The organism is Herpetosiphon sp. (genome assembly GCF_003512625.1).
Classification (GTDB): Bacteria; Chloroflexota; Chloroflexia; order Chloroflexales; family Herpetosiphonaceae; genus Herpetosiphon; species Herpetosiphon aurantiacus.
In genome coordinates this window covers 38,012-59,011 of record NZ_DOPT01000102.1, presented here as the reverse complement: position 1 = coordinate 59,011, position 21,000 = coordinate 38,012, and the positions used below count along the sequence as shown (strand labels likewise).

The window sequence follows — 21,000 nt, the reverse complement described above, 5'->3', positions numbered from 1 at the left end:
GCTTACTCGATTTCTAAACATTGCCGAATCTTAGCAAAATGGGCCGGATCGCCACTGGTGAGCCATTCGATGCTGCCTTGCGATGTTTGTGGGTTGAGCAAATCGGCTGCTGCCAACAAGCGTTGGGTTTGGCGGGCTACCGCCGCACCCGTATCGAGCAAGGCGACGTTTGGCCCAGCAACATCGGCAATCAACGAGCGCAAAAATGGATAATGGGTGCAGCCCAACACAATCGTATCAGCACCTGCCTTGAGCAATGGTGCAACATAACGGGCGACAGCATCGCGAGTTGTTTCACTTTGTAACTCGCCAGCCTCGATTAATTCGACCAAACCTGGACAGGCTTGCGGCACAACCTGCACATCGCCTGCATAACGGGCAATCAAGCGCTGAAATCGTTCACCTGCAACGGTGGCTTGGGTCGCCATCACACCAACCACACCAGTTTTGGTTTGGGCAATCGCAGGCTTGATGCCTGGCTCCATGCCGACGAAACTGATACTGAAATGTTCGCGCAAATAATCAACGGCATGCAGCGTCGCAGTGTTGCAGGCTACCACAATCAATTTAACCCCGCGTTCGAGTAAAATATAGGTGATGCGCTCAGATAAGGCCACAATTTCTTCGTGGGAACGCCCGCCATACGGACAATTACCAGTATCGGCGTAGTAAATAATATCTTCGTGCGGCAAAAGTGCCCGCAGATCACGCAAGGTCGATAAGCCACCAACCCCTGAATCGAACATGCCAATTGGTTGGTCTTTCATGCCTGAATCGCCTCGTTGCGACATGCTTTGGCAGCTTCAACAAAGGCCTTGAAAATTGCCTGCCAGCGCAAATCCTCGCCGCGCACCATTTCTTCGGGGTGGCATTGCACGCCCACAACCCATGGCCGCTGCGGATCTTCGACCGCTTCGATTAGGCCATCATCCGACCAACCGACTGCCTGTAGCTCATTCCCCAGATCTTTGACCCCTTGATGATGCATGGTGTTGACGGCAAAGGGCGTTGTGCCCAGCAATTCAGCCAATTTGGAATCATTGGCGAGGCGTAAGCCGTGGGCTGGCAAATCGCGTTGTTGGCGGGTAAACGATTCATCGTGGTTGAGATTTGGCTGATACTGCGAGGGTAAATCTTGATAGAGCGTGCCGCCATAGGCCACATTCAACAACTGAAAACCGCGGCAGATGGCAAAAACTGGCTTATGAAATTGCTTGGCCCAAGCCAACAGCTGCATCTCAACCCGATCTTGTTCGCGGTTGACCGAGCCAAGCGCTGGATGCGGCTCCTCGCTATAGTAAGCTGGGTCGAGATCAACGCCGCCAGCGAATAACAACCCATCGACAGCCTGAAATGCCGCTAACAGCGTGGCCTCGTGCTGCACCAAAGGAATTAAGAGCGGCACGCCACCTGCAACTTCAACTGCCCGAATATAGGTTTCGTTATTGCCATGAGCGAGAGGATAGGGATGTGGTCGGGCATAGGTTGCGCACGGTATCCCAATAATCGGCAAAGTTGATGGCATAGTACACTCCTTGGTTGTGTTGCTCTTGCCATTCTAGCACGACCGCAAAAAACCTGACGATTATGGGACGCTGATAACCAGATTACGCCCAGAATTTTTGGCGCGATAAAGCGCTTGATCAGCTTGATCGTGCAACGTGTGGGCATCCCAATTGTTGTTGAGGGTGGCAACGCCGACGCTAACCGTAATATGGCCTTGACCAAAAAGATGTTCGGCAGTGCGAACTCGCAGCCGTTCGGCTAACAACACTGCACCTGCTTGATCAGTTTTGGGCAAAATGATTGTAAATTCTTCGCCACCGTTGCGCGAAACAATATCAACATCGCGTACATTTTCGCAAATGAGCCGGGCAAAATCGCGCAGCAGCACATTGCCAACCAAGTGGCCATAGTTATCATTATATTGCTTGAAATAATCAATATCCAAAGCTAATAACGATAATGGATAATTATAGCGATAGGCCAAGGCCACTTCACGATCAAGCATCGTCATAAAATGGCGTTGATTGAACAAGCCAGTTAAGCCATCGGTGATGGCTAATTGTTGGGTAATTGTATATAAATGGGCGTTTTCAATCGCGATTGCTGCTTGAGTGGCAAAAATTTCTAGTACCTGCACCGATTCAAACGATGGTTTCCGCCGATCACGTGGATCATCAACTGAGAGAATACTAATTAAATTATTATCAGAATCGTACAATGGCACGAACAAGGCATCATCTTGATGCCATTCATGTGGACGACGCTCACCTAAATCAGGTCGATACGTATCACTGTTATTGCCCCAAATGGCGGTATAGCTGGTATGGCTATGCGGAATATAATACGAGCGGCTAATCCGAAATTCTTCGCGCATTACGCTGCGATACCATTCAATTGGCACTAATTGATCACGTAATTCAAACCAGCGTTCATCAGGCACACCAACCACGGCACGGCGACGCATAAAGGTTGGTCGTTCTTGATCAACTAAACTCAGCAAGGCAATATTGAAACCCAAACTTGCTTGAATTGCTCGAACAATTTCTGGCAGCAGATCATTTAAATTAAGGTTGGCGCTTAATGCTTGGCTGATACGCAGCACTTCGTTGAGTTGTTGTGAGCGTTGAGCCAACAACGCTTGTTGTTCAACTGCTTGCTGATGAATACGCGCATTATGAATTGAAAGCGCCGCATGATCAGCAATTTGGCTGACAAAGCGCGTCGTATCATCATTAAATGTGCCAACTCGATCACTTTCGAGAATCATTACACCTAGAACTTTGCCACTATGCACAATTGGCACAGTCATTTGGCTCAATGTAGTTGGCCGCGAATTAACATAGTAACTCGAATTACGAATATCAGCAGTCCAATCAGGTTGACCGGTACGTGCAACTAAGCCCGCAATGCCACGATCAATTGGCCAACCTTCAAATTGAAAACGCCGAACTTCAGCTGGATAGCCCTGAATTGCGCGGATAAACATCCGTTGCTGTTCGGTATCAAGCAAACAAACCATCCCAGCATCAGCATGCATAATCGGCTGGATACGGTCAAGTAAGCGATTCAGAATTGTATCAACATCGAGGGTTTCATTTAAATCGCGGATGGTTGCTTCGAGGGTTTCAAGTTGAGCAACGCGGGCTTGCAACTGTTGATCAACGGCGGCAAAGCGCTTGGCATGGGCAATCGCGACAGCGGCCTGATCGGCGATCATGGTCAAAATTTGTTCATCGTGGGCAGAATAGGCCTCGGCTCGTTCGACCGATTGCACACTCATAACCCCAAGAACCTGCTCACCAAGCACAATTGGAACCCCTAAAAATGATTGGACAGGCTGCCCAACAATAATCGGTGCAACCGCAGGATCAAGGTTATGGGCGTTGATCCGCAGGGGGCGGCGATGTTGCAAAATCCATTCGGTTAAACCATTGGCATAGGGGCGGGCGGGCCAAGAGACGCGCTGGCCATTTTCAACTGCCAAGGCAAACTCGATCAATTCTTGTTCAGGCGAGTATAACGCCAAGTAAAATTGGCGGGTATCCATTAATCGCGATGTTTGACTATAAATCTCCTCAAGCACCGTATCCAATTCCAAGGCCTGGTTAATCGCGTGGCGAATCTCGTGTAGCGCATGCAACTCAGTGATCATGCGCCGAATTCGCCAAGGATTGGCTTGAAAGTGAGTTCGTTGCCGCGAGGAGATCCGTAGCACGGATCGTCGCTTGGTCATGTCGCGTCCAGGTCGTTTTGTGCGATTAGTAAACACCGTTATGGCCTATTATAACAGGTTGATTTTCGGCTTGTCTATGCTATTCCAGCAGCGGGCATACCCCTTCTCATGGCTGTATTGTAGCCTACCACGCAAGCGAAGATTGTGCCTGGTTGGCCCAATATAACTCGCTAAAGCAGACTTCATGCCACTGGTTCGGGCCTGAATATCGGCTTTAATCCAGTTTTGGCATCAATCGTTGCAACTATTGTTTAATTGTTTTAATTACTATGGCCTATTGTACACTATGTCACGTAGTACATCCGCGTGCTTAAGACAGTACCAAAGTCATAACCCATCTGGGGTGCATGCTCGCTAGGCTAAGCCAGACTTGGAAGGTAATTAACCCATGGTATACTGCCGAGGTATGAGTACAGATGGTTCTACAACCAAAGATGACACAGAGCAAGCGGAATTACCTCTGATTGGCTAGACCAGTGAGCGGGAATTCCCGCTCGTTGTGTGTTTGCCACATGGAGGTGTCCGATGACCAAAATCCTCGATATTCGGCCAGCCTTAGACGACGTGCGGGCTGCGCTCGACGCTGGTTCAATTGACCAAGCAACCCTATTAGTAGCCAGCCTGCATCCGGCTGATGCAGCTGCCATCCTCGATGAACTCGAATCTGATGAATTGTATGAGGTGTTTGCTCGCCTCAACCTCGAACATGGCGCAGATGTTTTAATCGAGCTTGATACTGATTCGCAGGTGGAACTGGCCGAAACCCTCACCAGCGATCAACTCTCCGATTTGCTTGAGCAGATGGAGCCAGACGATGCTGCCGATGTGTTGGTCGAGCTTGAGCCAGCGCAAATTGCCGCAACCCTCGCTGCAATGGACCCTGAAGATTCCGACGATGTACGCCAATTGATGGAGCACGACGAGGAGAGCGCTGGCGGTTTGATGACCTCACACGTTGTGACCTTGCGCGATCGATTAAACGCCCAGCAAGCAATCGATTTACTGCGTGGTTTGCAGCCAGAAGACGAATCGGTCTACTATTTATATGTAGTTGATGCCAATGATGGCTTGGTTGGGGTAGTCAGTTTGCGCTCGTTGGTAATGGCTCCAGCGCAAACCTTGCTCAGCGAGATTATGGATCGCAACGTCATTACCGCCAGCGTTGAGACCGACCAAGAAGAATGTGCCCGTTTGTTGGCGCGGTACGACTTGTTGGCCCTACCAGTAGTTGATGCGCAACGGCGGATTGTTGGGGCAGTAACTGCCGACGATATTATCGACGTAATCGAAGAAGAAGCTACCGAGGATATGTATCGTTTGGCCAACTTGCCGCAAGATGAAGATGTTGAAGATTCATTATTTCGTTCATCGCGGCGGCGTTTATTTTGGCTATTTATCAATTTGCCCACAGCAATTTTGGCCGCCTGGGTGGTAAGCCAATTTGATGGCACAGTCGAGAAAGTAACAGCATTAGTGCCATTTATGCCAATTATTGCTGGCATGGGTGGTAACGCTGGCATTCAAACCTTGACCTTGATTGTGCGTTCGATTGCCTTGGGCGAGGTGGCAACTGGCCAAGGCTTTCGTGCCTTAGGTCGTGAGGTTGGCATTGGAGCAATCAACGGTGTAGCGTTTGGCAGTGCAATTGGTTTGCTTGGTTGGTTATGGCAAGGGAAGCCAATGTTAGGGGTGGTTGCAGGCTGTGCGATGTTGCTGAATTTAGTATCGGCGGCAATTGCCGGAACCGTCGTACCGCTGACGCTCAAGCTCTTTCGGGTTGACCCAGCCTTGGCTTCCGGCGTGATCGTAACCACGGTAACCGATGTAACTGGCTACAGCTGCCTGCTTGGTTTAGCCACAATCTTGATTCGCTATTTAATCTAGGAGCATGTATGTCTAACGATAACGACCCGCCAGACCAGTAGAACGGCACGAGTTGCAAGAATCAATTGCCTCGTGCCGTTCGTGTTTTTAGCACCAAATTTATTGAGCTGGCACCAAAAATTGAGCTGAACACCACCCCTCAATCTGCGTCTCGACCTCGCGAACCTGATACCACAGAATTCCATTGATATCTTGCTCACTCAGTTTGGTTAGCTGGGTTCCTTCAGGCATGGTTTTAACGATATTACCGCCTGGCTGATCGCGCAGGAACAAGCCATCGCTACCAGTGCCAGTTACCGCAAAAATTGGGCCTTCACTGGGGATTTGGGTATTATCGGTGGGAATCAAGCCCTCAGGAGTGGGTGATGGCCCAACGATAATTTCAGCAGTTGGTTGGTTGGGTAGATTCAATCCTGTATTATTGCCATTAGGATCATCAGTTTGCCCAGGGCGATTGGAATACAAGATGAAAATGATCAGTACAATCACCACGACTGTGGCAATGACAACATAGCGATAACCACCTTTACTCAGCCAAGAGGCAACCCCTTGGGTATTAAAGGTATCGATTGGGCTGGTGCGGCTGGTACTGACGCGGCGGCGATCCGAGCGCCAATCATTGTTGACCATACCTTGCCACGACTGATCATCTTTGCGTAACTCGGCTTGGTCGATCCGACGGGTAGGGGCGGTTGGGCTGGTCTCGTCATCTGGACGGTCATAGGGACGAAAGCGGTTTTGGCTCATCGCCGTCATCCTTTCATCGCTGCAACTACGCGAGGTCGCGTTACTAGTCCGTATTATCAATGAATTTGGTTGTTTGGGCAAGAAGCGAGTAGGATACTGTATGAATGACGAATTATGAGGGAGGAAGGTCAAGCCAAACGCCAATAGCCTTACTTCGTGGTTCATATCATTAACAAGGAGCAATCACCATGCGCTATCGCAAATTAGGCCGAACTGGACTCAAAGTTTCGGAATTATGTTTGGGAACAATGACCTTTGGCTGGAGTGTTGAAGAGCCAGAATCGTTCGCGATTATGAGCCAAGCGCTGGATGCAGGCATTAATTTCTTCGATACTGCCGATGTTTATTCGCGTTGGGACCCCCGTTCATATGCTGGCAAAACCGAGGAAATTATCGGGCGTTGGTTGGCCGAGGAGCCAAGTCGTCGCGATAAAGTGGTGTTAGCAACCAAAGTTCGTGGCCAAATGGGCGATCAGCCGAACGATCAAGGGCTGTCGCGCAAACATATTATTGCAGCGGTTGATGCCAGCTTGCGGCGCTTGCAAACAGATTATATCGACCTCTATCAAACCCACTTTCCCGATAGCGAAGTGCCAATCGAAGAAACCTTGCGGGCGCTTGATGATTTGGTACGAGCTGGTAAAGTGCGCTATATCGGCTGCTCGAATTACCGCGCATGGCAATTGATCGAAGCCCTGTGGACAAGCGATAAACTGAATCTCGCCCGTTACGATTCGCTGCAACCACATTATCATTTGCTCAATCGAGCCGAGTTTGAGCGCGAATTACAACCAGTTTGCGCCAAGTATGGCGTGGGCGTGATTGTCTATAGCCCGTTGGCGGGTGGCTTATTGACTGGCAAGTTTCGGCGTGGCCAGCCTATCCCCGAGGGCACACGGGTTGCTGAACGTGGCCGTGACGACAAACGCCTGAGCGAACCATTGTGGAAATTAATCGATCAGCTGGAAGTGTTAGCTGAGAAGCACCAAAAAACCATTCCCCAACTGGCAGTGGCATGGGTCACGGGTGCACCAGCGATCACCTCGGCGATTATTGGGGCAACCAGCAGTGGGCAACTCCACGATACCTTGGGTGCAGCCGATTTTGAGTTGAGTAGCGAAGATCGGGCCATTTTAGACAACCTAAGTGCTTGGGAGAACGTCTAAACATCATTCGGATGGCCGACGAAGCTCCATCGTAAGATTGGTTTTTGCTGAGAAACGTTGCCAAGGCGTAGGGGCAATGATACAATACCACGGGCAACTACATCGCATCTTCCATGTCGAAGGAGTCTGATCGCGATGAACTCTCCCGTACTCGTCCTCAACCATAATTACGAGCCACTCAATATCTGCTCTGCACGTCGTGCCTTGATGCTTGTGTTGGGTGGTAAAGCCGAAGTGTTGGAACACAACCACGCCGTGTTGCACACGACCAACGACACCATTGCTTGTCCGTCGGTCATCCGACTGGGCCATATGATTCGTCGTCCCTTGCCCAATGTTAAGCTTTCTCGCCGTGAAATTTTCCGTCGCGATCACTACACCTGCCAATATTGTAATCGGAGCAGTGCTGATCTCACGCTTGACCATGTGTTGCCGCGCCATCGCGGTGGTGCCCATAGCTGGGAAAATCTGGTAAGCGCCTGCCGAACGTGTAATCATCGCAAAGGTGGGCGAACTCCCGAGGAGGCACGAATGCGCTTAATTCGGCCACCCTTTCGCCCGTTTGCTAGCCCATACTATTTAATCGAACGCCGAATGCATGGGCTTGGTCTTGAAGAATGGCGTAAATTTCTGCCTGCGTCCTTTCAGACTGTGGAGGACGATCAATAAGGAGTTGTGGTATGTTACAGCGCATAGCGGTGGTCGATGATTCGAGTGAATTTCAACAGTTAATTGATGTGATGTTGCAATACCTTGGCATTCAGGAAATTCACCACTGGGCTTCGAGCCTCGAAGCATTGCCAAAGTTGTTACAAAACCCACCAGAACTCCTGGTTCTTGATGTGATGATGTCGGGAATGGATGGGTTGAACGTTTGGCGTGAATTGCGTGCTCAGCCCCAAACCCACAGCCTACCAGTGATCATCTGTACCGCTGCGATTAATAGCATCGTGCATCAAGAAGCTGATCTCAACAACGATCCATTAACTGTAGTTTTGCCAAAACCGTTTACACTTGATGAATTGCGTCAGGCCATAGGGCGGGTCGCACCACTTTGGCAAGTGGCAGCCTAACGACAAAAAGCCGTAGTTAATTTGGCCTAAAAATGCGAATTAGCGCACTGTAATGCTATTTCTGCTTGCGTAGCATCAACGGGTACGCTATAATACTTTCGCATTTTACGCCATTATTCTTTAGCAATTCGCCCAAATCCACGATCTATAAATTAATTGATCGACACGGATTATCAGATGCGCTGGATGCACAGCGCAGGGAGGAGCGGCATGGCTCTCACCACGATCCAAGCACTCTACGATGAAGCACGGTCTGCTCTCGAAACAGGGAAGGAGGAGCGTGCCATTGGTGCGAGTGAGCATCTGCTTGAATCGTTTCCCTATTATCTTGAAGCGTACCGTATCCTCGGCGAATCGTATCTTAACCGCCAAGATTTAGCCAAAGCCGTCGAAGCCTTTGAACGGGTCTTACGTTCTGACCCCGAAAATATCCCTGTCCATGTGGGCTTGGGGGTAACTTACGAGCGTCAAGGTAACCTCGCAGCGGCGATCCGCGAGTTTGAGCAAGCATTTGAAATTAAGCCCGATTTGCCTGAGTTGCGCTCGCAAGTGTTGCGTTTGTATACCGAGGCTTGGGGTAGCGAAAACGCCCGAATCTTGCTGAAAAAGGCAGGTCTCGGGCGTATGTATGTGCGCGGACGACGCTTCGATAAGGCGATTCAGGAATTTAACGATGTGCTCGCCGATGACCCCAAACGGGTGGATATTGCGGTTGCGCTGGCTGAAGCACTCTGGCGTAACGGCCAAGAGGCTGAAGCCGCCGAAGTTGCCAGCGATATTCTGCGCGATTACCCCGATATGCTCAAGGCTAACTTGATTTTGGGCTATCATTTGTTGGCCGCTGGCGACCCCAAAGGCCGCAAGTTGTGGCAACATGCCCAGCAACTCGACCCCAGTCAAGGCGTGGCCTATGCCTTATTCGATGGCATGCTGCCACCAGTCGAAGCCCCCGATACCAAAATCGAGGCCTTCGATGAAGCCGCTTGGAAAGCCAAAAAAGCTGAAAAGGCCGAAAAAGAGCGGCTTGCCCGCGAAGCTGCCGAACAAGCCGAGCGCGATCGCTTGGCCGCCGAGCAAGCGAGCAAAGCGCCAGCCGCCTCTTGGTTGGCCGAAGTTGAGGCTGCCCCGGTTGCAGTCGGGGTTGCGGCTAACGCCGATGATGATTTCTTGCGTAGCTTGTTGTTTGGCGATTTTGGGGCAGCTCCTGCTAGTCCTGCACCCACAGCGGTTGCAATCGCCGAGCCAGAATACGATGTCGATTTCAATCTCGACGACTTGGGCTTAGATCTTCAGCCCTTCTCGCTCGATGAAGTTGATGACACCCCCAGCAATAAAGCGCCAACGCCTGCGCCCGAGCCTGTGGTTGCTCCAACCAAGCCTGCTCCTGAGCCAGTAGTTGCCAGCAATGATGATTTTGAGTTGCCGGGCGATCTAACGCCCTTCAGTTTTGGCGATTGGGATGAAAGCAGCATCGATGATATTCCGGGCACTGGCGCGGATACTGGCAAGTTGCCTGAGCAATTGCAGCCATTCTCCTTGGAAAATTTTGATGATGTACAACCTGAAACCAGCTCGAAAGCCCAAGATGATGATTTGGCTTTACCAAATACCTTAAAGCCATTCTCACTTGATGAACTGAGCTTTGATTCAATCGACACACCATCAGAGCCAAGCATGCCCTTCAGCCGCGATTTACCCAGCTTCCCCGATACCGATCAAGAATCAGGTGGTTTTAGCTGGCAACAACCACGTTCACGTTCGCGCTCGATTTTTGGGGCACAACCTGAACCAGAGTTCAACCAAGATGAAGAAGATGATGCTGGAATTTTCAACCGCATGGTGATCAAGAAGCAGACGCAAACCCTGCCACCATTGGTTGAGCCAGTCTATGATCCTGCCGATTCTGACGATGAGGCAATGAATTTCTTCTCGAATGATGATGTTGATTTGCGTAATTACGATGAGCATGATCTGCACACTGCTGATACTGAGCCAGCAATTACGCCATTCTCATTAACTGAATTGGGCTTGGATGCTGATGAAATTGCTGATTACAATGCCATGGGCAATCTCAGCCAACCGCAAACCCAAGTCGATGAAGAATTGGAAATTAAGCCCTTCTCGCTGACTGAACTTGGCTTGAGCGACGATGAAATTGCCTTGCTGCAAGCTGGCGAAGATAGCGCTTTGCCCACCGATCCAACTAACGATGAATCGGGCTTAACCCCATTTTCCTTAAATGAATTTGGTTTTGACACGCCTGCGACTAACGATGATCAAGGCTTCAACTTCGATGAGCCAAGTATCACGCCATTCTCGCTCGATAATTTAGGGCTTGATCCTGAGGAGCAAGCGCTTTATTCAGGCGAGTTCAATCCAGCACCTGTGGCTGAACCCACGCCCAAGGTGGAAGAAGAGCCAAATATGACTCCCTTCTCCTTGACCGATTTGGGACTTGATGCTGATGAAATTGCTCAATTTGAAGCAATGAATCAAGCACCAGCTGCCATCGATGATGATGGTTTTGATGGTGGTTTGCAGCCATTCTCGCTCGATGATTTGGGCTTTGATCAAGAACCTCAAGCCTATGAAGAGCCAGTGCGCGAACTAAGTGATAGCTCACAACCCTTCTCCTTGAACGATATTGGTTTATCGGCAGAGGAAATTGCGGCAATCGAGCAAGCTGGCCAAAATCAAAGCGATGATCCAATCTTTGATGCGCTTTTGGGAATTGGTCAACAGCAAGGCTATGTCGATTTGACCGATATCATCAATCAATTCGATGATCCTGAATCGCAAACCGAGGAAATCGACCGCATCGCTTTGGCCTTGCACGATAATGGTATTCAAATTCGCGATGGCGATGAAGTGATTAATATGGACGAGGAGTTCTCTGGTGACGAGGCTGAAGCCTACGAAACCGAAGAACCACTTGAAAACTTCATTGCTGGCGATTTCGACCAGCCAACTGCTGAAGTCGAGCCAGAAATGACTCCGTTCTCGTTGACCGATTTGGGCTTGAGTGCCGAAGAAATCGCGATGTTGAATGGCGAAACCAGCGAAGCGCCGACTGAAGAGCCAGCACCATTCTCCTTCGATAATTTCGAGCTTGAGCAACCCAGTGCCGAAGTCGAGCCGGAAATGACTCCGTTCTCGTTGACCGATTTGGGCTTGAGTGCCGAAGAAATTGCGATGTTGAATGGCGAAACCAGTGAGCCTGCTGCCGAAGAACCAGCACCATTCTCCTTCGATAACTTTGAGCTTGAGCAACCCGCAACGGACGCTGAGCCAGAAATGACTCCGTTCTCGCTGACCGATTTGGGCTTGAGCGCCGAAGAAATTGCCATGTTGAATGGTGAAACCAGCGAAGCGGCGGCAGAAGAACCAGCGCCATTCTCCTTCGATAATTTCGAGCTTGACCAACCCGCAACGGATGCTGAGCCAGAAATGACTCCGTTCTCGCTGACCGATTTGGGCTTGAGCGCTGAAGAAATCGCCATGTTGAATGGCGAAACCAGCGAAGCGGCGGCAGAAGAACCAGCACCATTCTTCTTCGATAATTTCGAGCTTGAGCAACCCGCAACGGACGCTGAGCCAGAAATGACTCCGTTCTCGCTGACCGATTTGGGCTTGAGCGCCGAAGAAATTGCGATGTTGAATGGCGATACCAGCGAAGCGGCGACCGAAGAGCCAGCACCATTCTCCTTCGATAATTTCGAGCTTGACCAACCCGCAACGGATGCTGAGCCAGAAATGACTCCGTTCTCACTGACCGATTTGGGCTTGAGCGCTGAAGAAATCGCGATGTTGAATGGCGAAACCAGCGAAGCAGCGGCGGAAGAACCAGCACCATTCTCCTTCGATAATTTCGAGCTTGACCAACCCGCAACGGATGCTGAGCCAGAAATGACTCCGTTCTCGTTGACCGATTTGGGCTTGAGCGCCGAAGAAATCGCAATGCTGAATGGTGAAACCAGCGAAGTGGCGGCGGAAGAACCAGCACCATTCTCGTTTGATAATTTCGAACTTGAGCAACCAAGTGCGGAAGCCGAGCCAGAAATGACTCCGTTCTCGCTGACCGATTTGGGCTTGAGCGCCGAAGAAATCGCGATGCTGAATGGCGAAACGAGCGAAGCGGCGGCAGAAGAACCAGCACCATTCTCCTTCGATAATTTTGAGCTTGACCAACCCGCAACGGACGCTGAGCCAGAAATGACTCCGTTCTCGTTGACCGATTTGGGCTTGAGTGCCGAAGAAATTGCCATGCTGAATGGTGAAACCAGCGAAGCGGCGGCAGAAGAACCAGCTCGATTCGCATTCGATGATTTTGAGTTTGAGCAACCAAGTGCCGAAGCTGAGCCAGAAATGACTCCGTTCTCGCTGACCGATTTGGGCTTGAGCGCCGAAGAAATTGCTGCTCTGGAAGGCACAAGCGCACCTGAACCTGAGATTGAAGCTGAAGAGCCTGATATGTCGCCCTTCACCTTTGATCAACTAGGCTTGAGCGCCGAAGAAATTGCCGCATTGGAAGGTAACGAGGCTCCAGCAGCCGAGCCAGCCAGCGAGCTAGAGCCTGATCTCACGCCATTCTCGCTAGCCGATTTGGGCTTGAGCGATGATGAAATTGCTTCATTGCAACAAGGCGACGATGATCGGAGCTTGAAGCTGAGCGAAGAAGAATTGATGGGCATCGATTTTGCTTTGCCAAGCGCCGAGCCAGAACCAGAGCCAGTGGTCGAAGCAGCGCCAGCCGAACCCGAAATGACCCCATTCTCGTGGGAAGATTTGGGCTTGAGCGACGACGAAATTGCCATAATTGAATCGCCAGCCGAGCCAGTGGTTGAGGTTACGCCAGTTGTGGTCGTGCCAACGCCGCCTGCAATTGTCGAAACCCCACCAGCAATTAGCGCTACACCAACGCCAAAAGCTGAGCCAGAGGCTGATAACAAACGTGCTCCGTTGTATCCAGTTTCATCACGGCCACGTGAAGAAGAACAACGCCCACGCGCACCGTTGTATAACGTCTCGCCACGCCGTGAACCAAAACCAGCGGCTGAAACGCCAGTGGTTGAAACCTCACCCGTGGTGGCTCAAACCCCAACACCAGTAGCAGTAGCACCTGTGGCTAGCCCAACAGTTACGCCAAGCAGTGGTGGGGCCAGCGGCGATGGCCCAGACTTTAGCGAATACTACCAACAACTTGAGGCCGACCCAAACAACCATGGCTTGCGAATGGCCTTGGCGCGGATGATTAGTCAGACCGCCTCGGTTGATCAAGCCTTAAACGAATACAAACGGCTGATTAAACAAAATCAACTGATGGATCAAGTAGTTGATGATCTGCAAGATCTGATTGAGTCGCACGATGACCCAGGCTTGCTCCAACGGCTGCACCGTGCTTTAGGTGATGCCTATTCTAAGCAAGGACGCTGGCGTGAAGCGATGGATGAGTATGGCTGGGTGCTAAATAAACCACGTCGTTAACGCACCAAGCAACTGAAGAAAGGCTAGACCCTATGCGTCATATCGTTGAGGACTTAATTCGGGTTGAAGGGGTTATCGGCAGCCTCTTAGTGGGCCGCGATGGTTTGGTTATCGCCAGCACTTTAATCGAAGATGAAGATGCTGAAGTATTGGGCGCGATGTCGGCAGCAGTGTTCGGCGAAATTGATAAAGCGACCAAACGGATTGGGATTGGCACGTTGGTTGATGCAATTATTGATGCCAAAGATGGTTCGATTCTGTTGCTCGAAGCTCGTGATGTGATTCTGACGGTGGTAACGCAACGAATGGTTAATCTTGGTTTGGTCAAGATTGAAATGCGCCGCGCTGCCAAAAATATTAGCAAGGCCGTGCCGATTTAAATTTGTTCGATGTTTGATTTGCGAGCTACCTTGATTGGTGGCTCGCTTTTTTTATGGCCGCTTGGCTAAATATGCTACAATGCCCACGGTCGTGTAAACGATTCTTTCTTTGATTAACGAAGCATAATGGAGGCATTTCCCTGTGGAAAAGTCATTGATCATCTTAAAGCCTGATGCAGTTCAACGTGGTTTAATTGGGCCAATTTTGACCCGCTTGGAAGCTCGCGGCTTGAAATTTATCGGCATCAAATTGTCGCAAGTTAGCAGCGAGTTGGCCCACAAGCACTATGGCGTACACGAAGGCAAGCCATTTTTCGCTGGCTTAGTTTCGTACATTACCTCAGGCCCAGTGCTGGTTGTTGCAGTTGAAGGCAAAGATGTGATCGAAATTGTGCGCTCAACCGTTGGCGCAACCAATCCCGTCAAGGCTGCCCCTGGCACAATCCGTGGCGATTTTGGTGTGAACATCGGGCGCAACTTGATCCACGCCTCAGACTCACCTGAAAATGGCGATCATGAAGTGGCCTTGTTCTTCAGCAGCGAAGAATTGATCCGCTCAGAACGCTCAGTCGATCAATGGATTACCGAGTAATCTAGCTGGTTGATACGCCTTGGGATGTACATCCCAAGGCTTTTTATTTTAATTCGACCATAATTTAGATGTTTCGGGTGAAGCAGTGATTAATCAGCATTCACCACCCTTCCGTCCCACCTCAAGGCGGGAGACGCAGGAGGGTTTTCATCCCCCTGCACCCCCTAAAGCACGATTTGCGATCGATATTAAAATCTATAGAACAGACAATCCTATTTAATTTCGACCCGATCAAGCTGAAAGCCCAATAAGCGCAATGGGTCGGAGGCTCGCGAACTGACCCGCGTTGCTAAATCTTCGGGGCCGCTGACAAAGGTGCTACTAGTAAATTCAATCAGCAAATCGCTGCCTTGCGGTTGGGCAGGTAAAGCAATTTCCAGCCAGTGCCAATCGGGTTTGAGTTGATAGCTATCGATCAATTGGCCATTGAGGCTAATGCTGATGCGGGTTGGTTGCCAATCGTTGGTAAAGCCATTCAGATGTAAGCGCAGGGTTTGCGCTTGACCAGTCGCCGCTTGCGGTAAACGCAAAGCCGAGGCTTGGCTGCTCCAGCGAAAATCTGGTTGATTATGCTCGCTCTGATAAAATCCGCGCACATAGCCATAATCCAAGCCAGAGCCAAGATCGATGGTGGTGGTTGGCACAACGGTCAAATAATCCCACGCCCAAGCCAGATCATTAATAATTTCGACATCGCGGAAATTAAAACGGGCGACTGCTGCGCTAAGTTGGCCTTGGCGTTGCAGCAAATTGCCTTCGAGCATCAAAATGCGGGCCGATTGCACCGGATTATTTTTGGGATTAGCCTGTTGGTAGAAGGCCAAGGCTTGCTCTGGTTTAGCTTCGGCTTCGAGCAATTGGCCGTTGATCAAGGCCAAGCAGCGCCGCCCAGTATAGCCACTAACGCTAGTATTTTCGCTGCGACCCTCGGCATCAATGCGGTCGTGCAGTTGGCGAGCTGCCACTACATCGCCAGCTTGCAATAGCTCACGAATTGCCTGGCATTGGTTGGCTTGTTGCACGCCAGCAAAGCCCAAACGCACATCTTGCCAAACGCTGCGTACCCCGACCGATTCTGGTAAATACAGATACGATGGCAACACAATCAGCCACAACAAGCAAGCACTAGCCCAAGCATAACGCTGCTGACGGCTGCTGGCCCAAGCTTGCGACCACTGCACGATTGCCAAGGCGGCATAGATGATCACGAAGGGAATCAGCGGTTGACGAAAACGGGCAATTGCAAAAATCAACGAGCCAACAATAATGTTATAGCCCAACCAACCAAGCACCAAGCCTTTGCCAGCAACCGCTTGCTTGCGCCAAAACCCAAGCACCGCCAAGCCTACAAGCACTACATACAGCGTGTCGTCGAGCAACAAGCCCAAGAGATGGGGCACTGGCACGCGGCCATCAACATAGCCATCGGTCAAATGTTCAGCGCTATCAAAGCGCACTTGTAAAATATCTAATAATTCAAGCGCCGTTTTGCTGATAAAGCGCTGTGGATTTTCGCCTAGCCACTCAAACCCTTGGGCATACGCTTGATTTTGCCGTGCTGCCTGCGAGCCTTGGCAAACTAAGCCATTGCCACCACACAAAATCTCGGCTAGGCGGGTGCCATTACGGCCATCAGGCGTGGCAATTTGCGCACCGAGGGCAAAATTATACCCACCAGTCGTATCGACCAAAATTAAGCCATCGCCGTTGCTCCAACGATTGGTTGCAAAGGCTGTCCACGGCAAGACAATTACACAAACGCTGAGCGTAAAGCCAAGCACTGGTTTAATCATGGCTTGCCAGCGTGGGCGCTGAGTGCGCCAAATTTGCCAAGCAATCCACAAGGCGGGCAACGGCAGCCATGTTAAAATGATCGCTCGGGTCAGGGCAGCAAAGCCAAAGCCTACCCCAGCCAAGAGCAAATCGCGCCAATGGCGGGTGCTAGCCCAGCGCAACAACAATAAATTCGCCGCCAAGAAGATGCTCAAAAACAACGTTTCTGAAAGCATAAAATAGCTGAATGCAGCAAATGAATAGCCCAGCGCCATCAGCCAGCCAGCAATTAAGCTAACCCGTGCTTGGTGTTCAGTTGGAGTGAGCCGCTTGGCAATCCGCATGGTTAGCCAAACGCTCAAAACGCTGATCAAGGCTTGGCTCAGGCGGGGAGCCCACAACGCGCTATTGCCAAAAAGCTTGATATGCGCCGCCAAAAAACTAATATACAGCGGCGGGCGTGTCCAGATCCAGCTATCGAAAAACTGAAATTCGCGGCCTTGCGCTAGCCAGATAGCAGCACCCCAATATTCGCCTTCGTCACTAATCCAATCGTTATAGGGCAAAAGCCACCATGTGGCGAGGCGCAGGCCCAAAGCAACCGCCAAAATGATGCAGGTATGCAGCGTGTATCGTTTCATCATATTCGCAAGATCATCGCTGATCGTTGATCACTAAAATGCATGTCAAGGCTGCAAGCGTAGACCAGATGCCCGAAATATGCAAATAGCTGCCGTAGAGGATGTTAACCACGAAGGACACGAAGAACACTAAGTTTAGGTTTTTGGCTACAAATTCCACGAATCGTATAGCTTCATCCCTCATAATTCATAATTCATCCTTCCAACATTCATGGCATAGGGCTTGCATAGAGCTTGGGTAGATATTCTTTTGTTTAGTTTGGAGTTGCTACGATGACCGACCCACAAGCCCAAACCACCGCTGAAGATAAGACGATTCGGCCAGATGAAAACGAGGTTGATGGTAGCCATGGCGCAACCGAAGATCAAGTTGTGCCAGTCGGTGGCCCACAGTCAGATTCTGATGCTAGCGACGGCGCAGATGAGTTGGGCATTGAACCAGCCGAAGAAATCACCCCAGGTTAGGCCAAATTATGGTATAGTTATAGCTATTCGGCGCTCGCGAGAGCGTCGTTTTTGTGTCTAAACGCATTGGACAGCATGCGATTCTTCATGTATCCTGCGTTACAATCACAATTGAATAATTAACCACACGAAGCGGGTGACTTTTTATGTCTGATTTTATAGATCGTGCGCTGATTACAGTCAAAGCTGGTGATGGTGGCGATGGTATGGCCACCTTCCGCCGAGAAAAATATGTTCCGCGTGGCGGCCCCGATGGTGGCGATGGTGGCCGTGGCGGGAGTGTCTATCTTGAGGTAAGCCCCCATTTAAATACGCTATTGCCTTTTCGTTTTGAAACTCATTTTGAAGCCGATAAGGGCTTGAACGCTGGTCGGCAGCGCAAACGTGGCCGTACAGGCGAAGATACGTTTATTCGTGTGCCACCTGGTACGATTGTGAGTGCCGAAATCGAAGGCGAAGTTCAAACTGTCGATTTGCTGTTTCCTGGCCAAAAATTGTTGGTAGCGCGGGGCGGCAAGGGCGGCTTGGGCAATACCCACTTTGCCACTGCCTCGAATCAAGTGCCACGGATTGCCGAGCTTGGCCAGCCTGGCGAAGAGCGTGAACTACAACTTGAATTAAAAGTCATTGCTGATGTTGGCTTGGTCGGCTTCCCCAACGCAGGCAAATCGACCTTGCTCTCGATGGTCAGCGCTGCGCGTCCGAAAATTGCTAATTATCCATTTACCACACTTTCGCCCAATTTAGGCGTAGCCGAATTCAACGATTTTACCTTTGTGGTAGCCGATATTCCAGGTTTGATCGAAGGAGCCAGCCGTGGGGTTGGGCTAGGTCACGATTTCTTGCGCCATATCGAGCGCACTCGCATTTTGGTGCATGTGCTCGATGCTGCTGGCACTGAAGGCCGCGATCCCTTTGAAGATTTCTTGACGATCAACGCTGAACTCAAGGCTTACTCCAGCGAATTGGCGCAACGCCCGCAACTGGTCGCCTTGAACAAAACCGATATTCCCGATGCCGAGGCTTTTGACGAATTGATGCGTCCGCAAATTATCGCTTGGGGCATTGATCCGGAAAATATCTTTCCAATTTCGGCAGCAACCAACCAAGGCCTGCAACCGTTGCAACGCCGGATTGTTGATATTCTACGTGAAATGCCCGAACGGATTACCCGCCTGCCGTACAGTGAGGAAATTCTGACCTTCCGCTTCAGCAATATCGACCCGAATGATTTCTGGCTCGAAACTGAGGAAGATGGTGTGTTACGTGTCCATGGCGAGAAAATTGAACGGCTTGTTTCAATGACGAACTTTGCCCAAAGCGAATCGCTCGAACGACTCCAACGAGTGTTGGAAGCGATGGGCGTTTCAGCAGCGTTGTTTGCTGCTGGTGTGCGCCATGGCGATCCTGTGCGGATTGAAAAAGCTGAGTTGTTATGGCAAGACGAGTCGATTGGATGATGAGCGATTGGTCTACCAGCCAACCGATTTTTTCGCAGCGCGATGTGCGTCAAACCACATCGCGGCTGGCTCTGACCTTGCTCGATGGATGTTTGATTTTGCTAGCCTTTGCCGTAGCGCACTGGCTGCGTTACGATGTCCGCTTAGGCCGCGATATTTACGACCCAGCTTCATATCGCCAACTCTCGGCCTTCTACCCGATGATGTTGGTGTTTATGCTGACGCTGATTAGCACGTTGCACTGGCGCGGGTTTTATCGCCTGCCCCGTTCAGCCTCAGCCTTCGATTCATTTAGTATTATCGTTACCAGCACCACGATTGCCCTTGCCCTCACGGTCATGTGGCTGTTTATCAATCGCGCCGATTTATGGTCGCGCTTGATTATGGTGTTTGTTTGGTTCTGCGTAATTGTGGCGCTGACGCTGGGTCGGATTAGTTTGCGCATGCTGAGGCGTTGGGCTTGGCGACGCGGCGTTGGCTTAGAGCAAGTCGTGGTGGTTGGCAATCGTGGCCTAGCCAAACAGGTGATGGAAGAATTGCAGTATACGCTCGATCATGGCCATCATTTGTTGGGTTATGTCGAAGGACCGCCTGATGATCGCGACGATGTAGCCGCACCAGGTGAGCAATTTCGCTGGCTTGGCACGCTCAGCCAATTCGAGCAGATTATGCGTCAGCGCCATGTCGATCAAGTGATTATTGCCTTGCCATTTTGGGCGCACACCAGCCTACCCGAAGTTGTGGCAATTTGCCGTAAGTTCAACATTGAATTTCGCGTCGCCCCCGATTTATATGAACTCAGCTTCGATCGCGTCAGCATTCAGCGCTTGAGCACGATTCCCCTGTTGCGCTTGAAAAAGAATGTGATTCGCGGCTGGAATTATGTGTTCAAACGCAGCACCGATTTGCTGATGATTGGCCTGACTGCGCCGATTTGGGCCACAATTTGGGGCTTGGCCGCCTTGATGATCAAACTTTCTGATCCACAAGCGCCGGTAGTGTTTCGCCAACCACGCATCGGCAAGCATGGCCAAACATTTATGGTCTACAAATTACGCACGATGGTGCCCAATGCCGAGGCGCTCAAAAAGAGCCTGATGGATCAAAATGAGGCCGAGGGAGCACTGTTCAAAATCAAAGACGACCCACGAGTCACCCGCTTAGGCCGGATTTTACGCAAACTGAGCATCGATGAACTGCCCCAACTCTACAATGTGCTACGCGGCGAAATGAGCCTGGTTGGCCCACGCCCGCAAGTGCCCGACGAAGTAGCCCAATATCAAGAATGGCACTATCGCCGTTTGGAAGTGACCCCAGGTTTGACTGGTTTATGGCAAGCCTCAGGCCGCTCCAACACCACCTTCGATGATATGGTGCGCTTGGATATTTACTACACCGAGCACTGGTCGCTCTGGCTTGATCTGCGGATTATGATCATGACGATTCCAGCGGTGCTATTTGGTCGTGGCGCATACTAAATATTCCCTCACCCCAACCCCTCGCCCGTAGCGCGGGCGAGGGGCTTTTTAATTTGGTGGTTTTGACATGGATCGCCGTAGAAACATTTGGTGGCTCCCCTCGCCCGCATTTAGTGGG

The 21,000-nt window shown here is 50.8% G+C and carries 15 protein-coding genes; 10 read left to right on the top strand and 5 right to left on the bottom strand.

Annotation, left to right across the window (positions count from 1 at the left end; translation table 11 throughout):
- Nucleotides 1–2: 2 nt before the first annotated feature.
- Genes murI through DEF47_RS23295 form a run of 3 tightly spaced genes read right to left on the bottom strand, consistent with a single transcriptional unit; the run spans nt 3 to nt 3,739 of the window.
- Nucleotides 3–767: a glutamate racemase gene (gene murI, locus DEF47_RS23305; RefSeq protein WP_012191738.1), complete on the bottom strand. Its 765-nt coding sequence runs from the start codon at nt 765–767 to the stop codon at nt 3–5.
- A complete protein-coding gene (locus DEF47_RS23300; RefSeq protein WP_012191739.1) occupies nt 764–1,525 on the bottom strand; it encodes a gamma-glutamyl-gamma-aminobutyrate hydrolase family protein in 762 nt (253 codons plus the stop codon). The genes murI and DEF47_RS23300 overlap by 4 nt, the downstream gene beginning before the upstream one ends.
- Before the next feature lie 60 nt (nt 1,526–1,585).
- Complete coding sequence (locus DEF47_RS23295) at nt 1,586–3,739, bottom strand: diguanylate cyclase (RefSeq protein WP_012191740.1); 2,154 nt, start codon at nt 3,737–3,739, stop codon at nt 1,586–1,588.
- A 525-nt stretch (nt 3,740–4,264) separates the two neighbouring features.
- Here DEF47_RS23295 and mgtE point away from each other — a divergent pair.
- On the top strand, nt 4,265–5,623 hold the full coding sequence (mgtE, locus tag DEF47_RS23290; RefSeq protein ID WP_012191741.1) for a magnesium transporter: 1,359 nt from the start codon (nt 4,265–4,267) through the stop codon (nt 5,621–5,623).
- 99 nt (nt 5,624–5,722) lie between these two features.
- Here the strand turns inward: mgtE and DEF47_RS23285 are convergent, their stop codons facing one another.
- Nucleotides 5,723–6,370 (bottom strand): SH3 domain-containing protein, encoded by a 648-nt coding sequence (locus DEF47_RS23285; protein WP_012191742.1) that lies wholly within the window; start codon nt 6,368–6,370, stop codon nt 5,723–5,725.
- A 188-nt stretch (nt 6,371–6,558) separates the two neighbouring features.
- On the opposite strand from DEF47_RS23285, the gene DEF47_RS23280 reads away from it, so the two are divergent.
- The 6 genes from DEF47_RS23280 to ndk all read left to right on the top strand — a co-directional run bounded on the left by DEF47_RS23280 (nt 6,559) and on the right by ndk (nt 15,065).
- A complete protein-coding gene (locus tag DEF47_RS23280; RefSeq protein WP_012191743.1) occupies nt 6,559–7,536 on the top strand; it encodes an aldo/keto reductase in 978 nt (325 codons plus the stop codon).
- Between the two features lie 135 nt (nt 7,537–7,671).
- Nucleotides 7,672–8,205: an HNH endonuclease gene (locus DEF47_RS23275; RefSeq protein ID WP_012191744.1), complete on the top strand. Its 534-nt coding sequence runs from the start codon at nt 7,672–7,674 to the stop codon at nt 8,203–8,205.
- 11 nt (nt 8,206–8,216) lie between these two features.
- Complete coding sequence (locus DEF47_RS23270) at nt 8,217–8,609, top strand: response regulator (RefSeq protein WP_012191745.1); 393 nt, start codon at nt 8,217–8,219, stop codon at nt 8,607–8,609.
- 210 nt (nt 8,610–8,819) lie between these two features.
- Nucleotides 8,820–14,093 carry a tetratricopeptide repeat protein gene (locus DEF47_RS23265; RefSeq protein WP_012191746.1) on the top strand — a complete coding sequence of 1,758 codons (5,274 nt, stop codon included), beginning with the start codon at nt 8,820–8,822 and terminating at the stop codon, nt 14,091–14,093.
- Between the two features lie 32 nt (nt 14,094–14,125).
- Nucleotides 14,126–14,473, top strand: a complete 348-nt coding sequence (locus DEF47_RS23260; protein WP_012191747.1) for a roadblock/LC7 domain-containing protein — start codon at nt 14,126–14,128, stop codon at nt 14,471–14,473.
- A gap of 142 nt (nt 14,474–14,615) precedes the next feature.
- Entirely contained in the window at nt 14,616–15,065 is a 450-nt protein-coding gene (ndk, locus tag DEF47_RS23255; RefSeq protein ID WP_012191748.1) for a nucleoside-diphosphate kinase, read from the top strand.
- 212 nt (nt 15,066–15,277) lie between these two features.
- Here ndk and DEF47_RS23250 read toward each other — a convergent pair whose 3' ends face one another.
- Complete coding sequence (locus tag DEF47_RS23250) at nt 15,278–17,482, bottom strand: glycosyltransferase family 39 protein (RefSeq protein ID WP_012191749.1); 2,205 nt, start codon at nt 17,480–17,482, stop codon at nt 15,278–15,280.
- Nucleotides 17,483–17,752: 270 nt separating this feature from the next.
- Here DEF47_RS23250 and DEF47_RS23245 point away from each other — a divergent pair, with 270 nt between their 5' ends.
- The 3 genes from DEF47_RS23245 (at nt 17,753) to DEF47_RS23235 (ending at nt 20,882) form a co-directional block, all read left to right on the top strand.
- Entirely contained in the window at nt 17,753–17,944 is a 192-nt protein-coding gene (locus tag DEF47_RS23245; RefSeq protein WP_012191750.1) for a hypothetical protein, read from the top strand.
- Between the two features lie 146 nt (nt 17,945–18,090).
- On the top strand, nt 18,091–19,404 hold the full coding sequence (gene obgE / locus DEF47_RS23240) for a GTPase ObgE (RefSeq protein ID WP_012191751.1): 1,314 nt from the start codon (nt 18,091–18,093) through the stop codon (nt 19,402–19,404).
- Complete coding sequence (locus tag DEF47_RS23235; RefSeq protein WP_287045362.1) at nt 19,380–20,882, top strand: sugar transferase; 1,503 nt, start codon at nt 19,380–19,382, stop codon at nt 20,880–20,882. Before obgE ends, DEF47_RS23235 begins: the two co-directional genes overlap by 25 nt.
- Nucleotides 20,883–21,000 lie beyond the last annotated feature (118 nt).

Excerpts from the sequence above, each read along its gene's own strand:
- DEF47_RS23280 (WP_012191743.1), top strand. The coding sequence starts at position 6,559 with ATGCGCTATCGCAAATTAGGCCGAACTGGACTCAAAGTTTCGGAATTA.
- DEF47_RS23235 (WP_287045362.1), top strand. The coding sequence starts at position 19,380 with ATGGCAAGACGAGTCGATTGGATGATGAGCGATTGGTCTACCAGCCAA.
- murI (WP_012191738.1), bottom strand. The coding sequence starts at position 767 with ATGAAAGACCAACCAATTGGCATGTTCGATTCAGGGGTTGGTGGCTTA.
- DEF47_RS23300 (WP_012191739.1), bottom strand. The coding sequence starts at position 1,525 with ATGCCATCAACTTTGCCGATTATTGGGATACCGTGCGCAACCTATGCC.
- mgtE (WP_012191741.1), top strand. The coding sequence starts at position 4,265 with ATGACCAAAATCCTCGATATTCGGCCAGCCTTAGACGACGTGCGGGCT.
- DEF47_RS23275 (WP_012191744.1), top strand. The coding sequence starts at position 7,672 with ATGAACTCTCCCGTACTCGTCCTCAACCATAATTACGAGCCACTCAAT.
- DEF47_RS23285 (WP_012191742.1), bottom strand. The coding sequence starts at position 6,370 with ATGAGCCAAAACCGCTTTCGTCCCTATGACCGTCCAGATGACGAGACC.
- DEF47_RS23295 (WP_012191740.1), bottom strand. The coding sequence starts at position 3,739 with ATGACCAAGCGACGATCCGTGCTACGGATCTCCTCGCGGCAACGAACT.
- obgE (WP_012191751.1), top strand. The coding sequence starts at position 18,091 with ATGTCTGATTTTATAGATCGTGCGCTGATTACAGTCAAAGCTGGTGAT.
- DEF47_RS23265 (WP_012191746.1), top strand. The coding sequence starts at position 8,820 with ATGGCTCTCACCACGATCCAAGCACTCTACGATGAAGCACGGTCTGCT.
- DEF47_RS23245 (WP_012191750.1), top strand. The coding sequence starts at position 17,753 with ATGACCGACCCACAAGCCCAAACCACCGCTGAAGATAAGACGATTCGG.
- DEF47_RS23250 (WP_012191749.1), bottom strand. The coding sequence starts at position 17,482 with ATGATGAAACGATACACGCTGCATACCTGCATCATTTTGGCGGTTGCT.
- DEF47_RS23260 (WP_012191747.1), top strand. The coding sequence starts at position 14,126 with ATGCGTCATATCGTTGAGGACTTAATTCGGGTTGAAGGGGTTATCGGC.
- DEF47_RS23270 (WP_012191745.1), top strand. The coding sequence starts at position 8,217 with ATGTTACAGCGCATAGCGGTGGTCGATGATTCGAGTGAATTTCAACAG.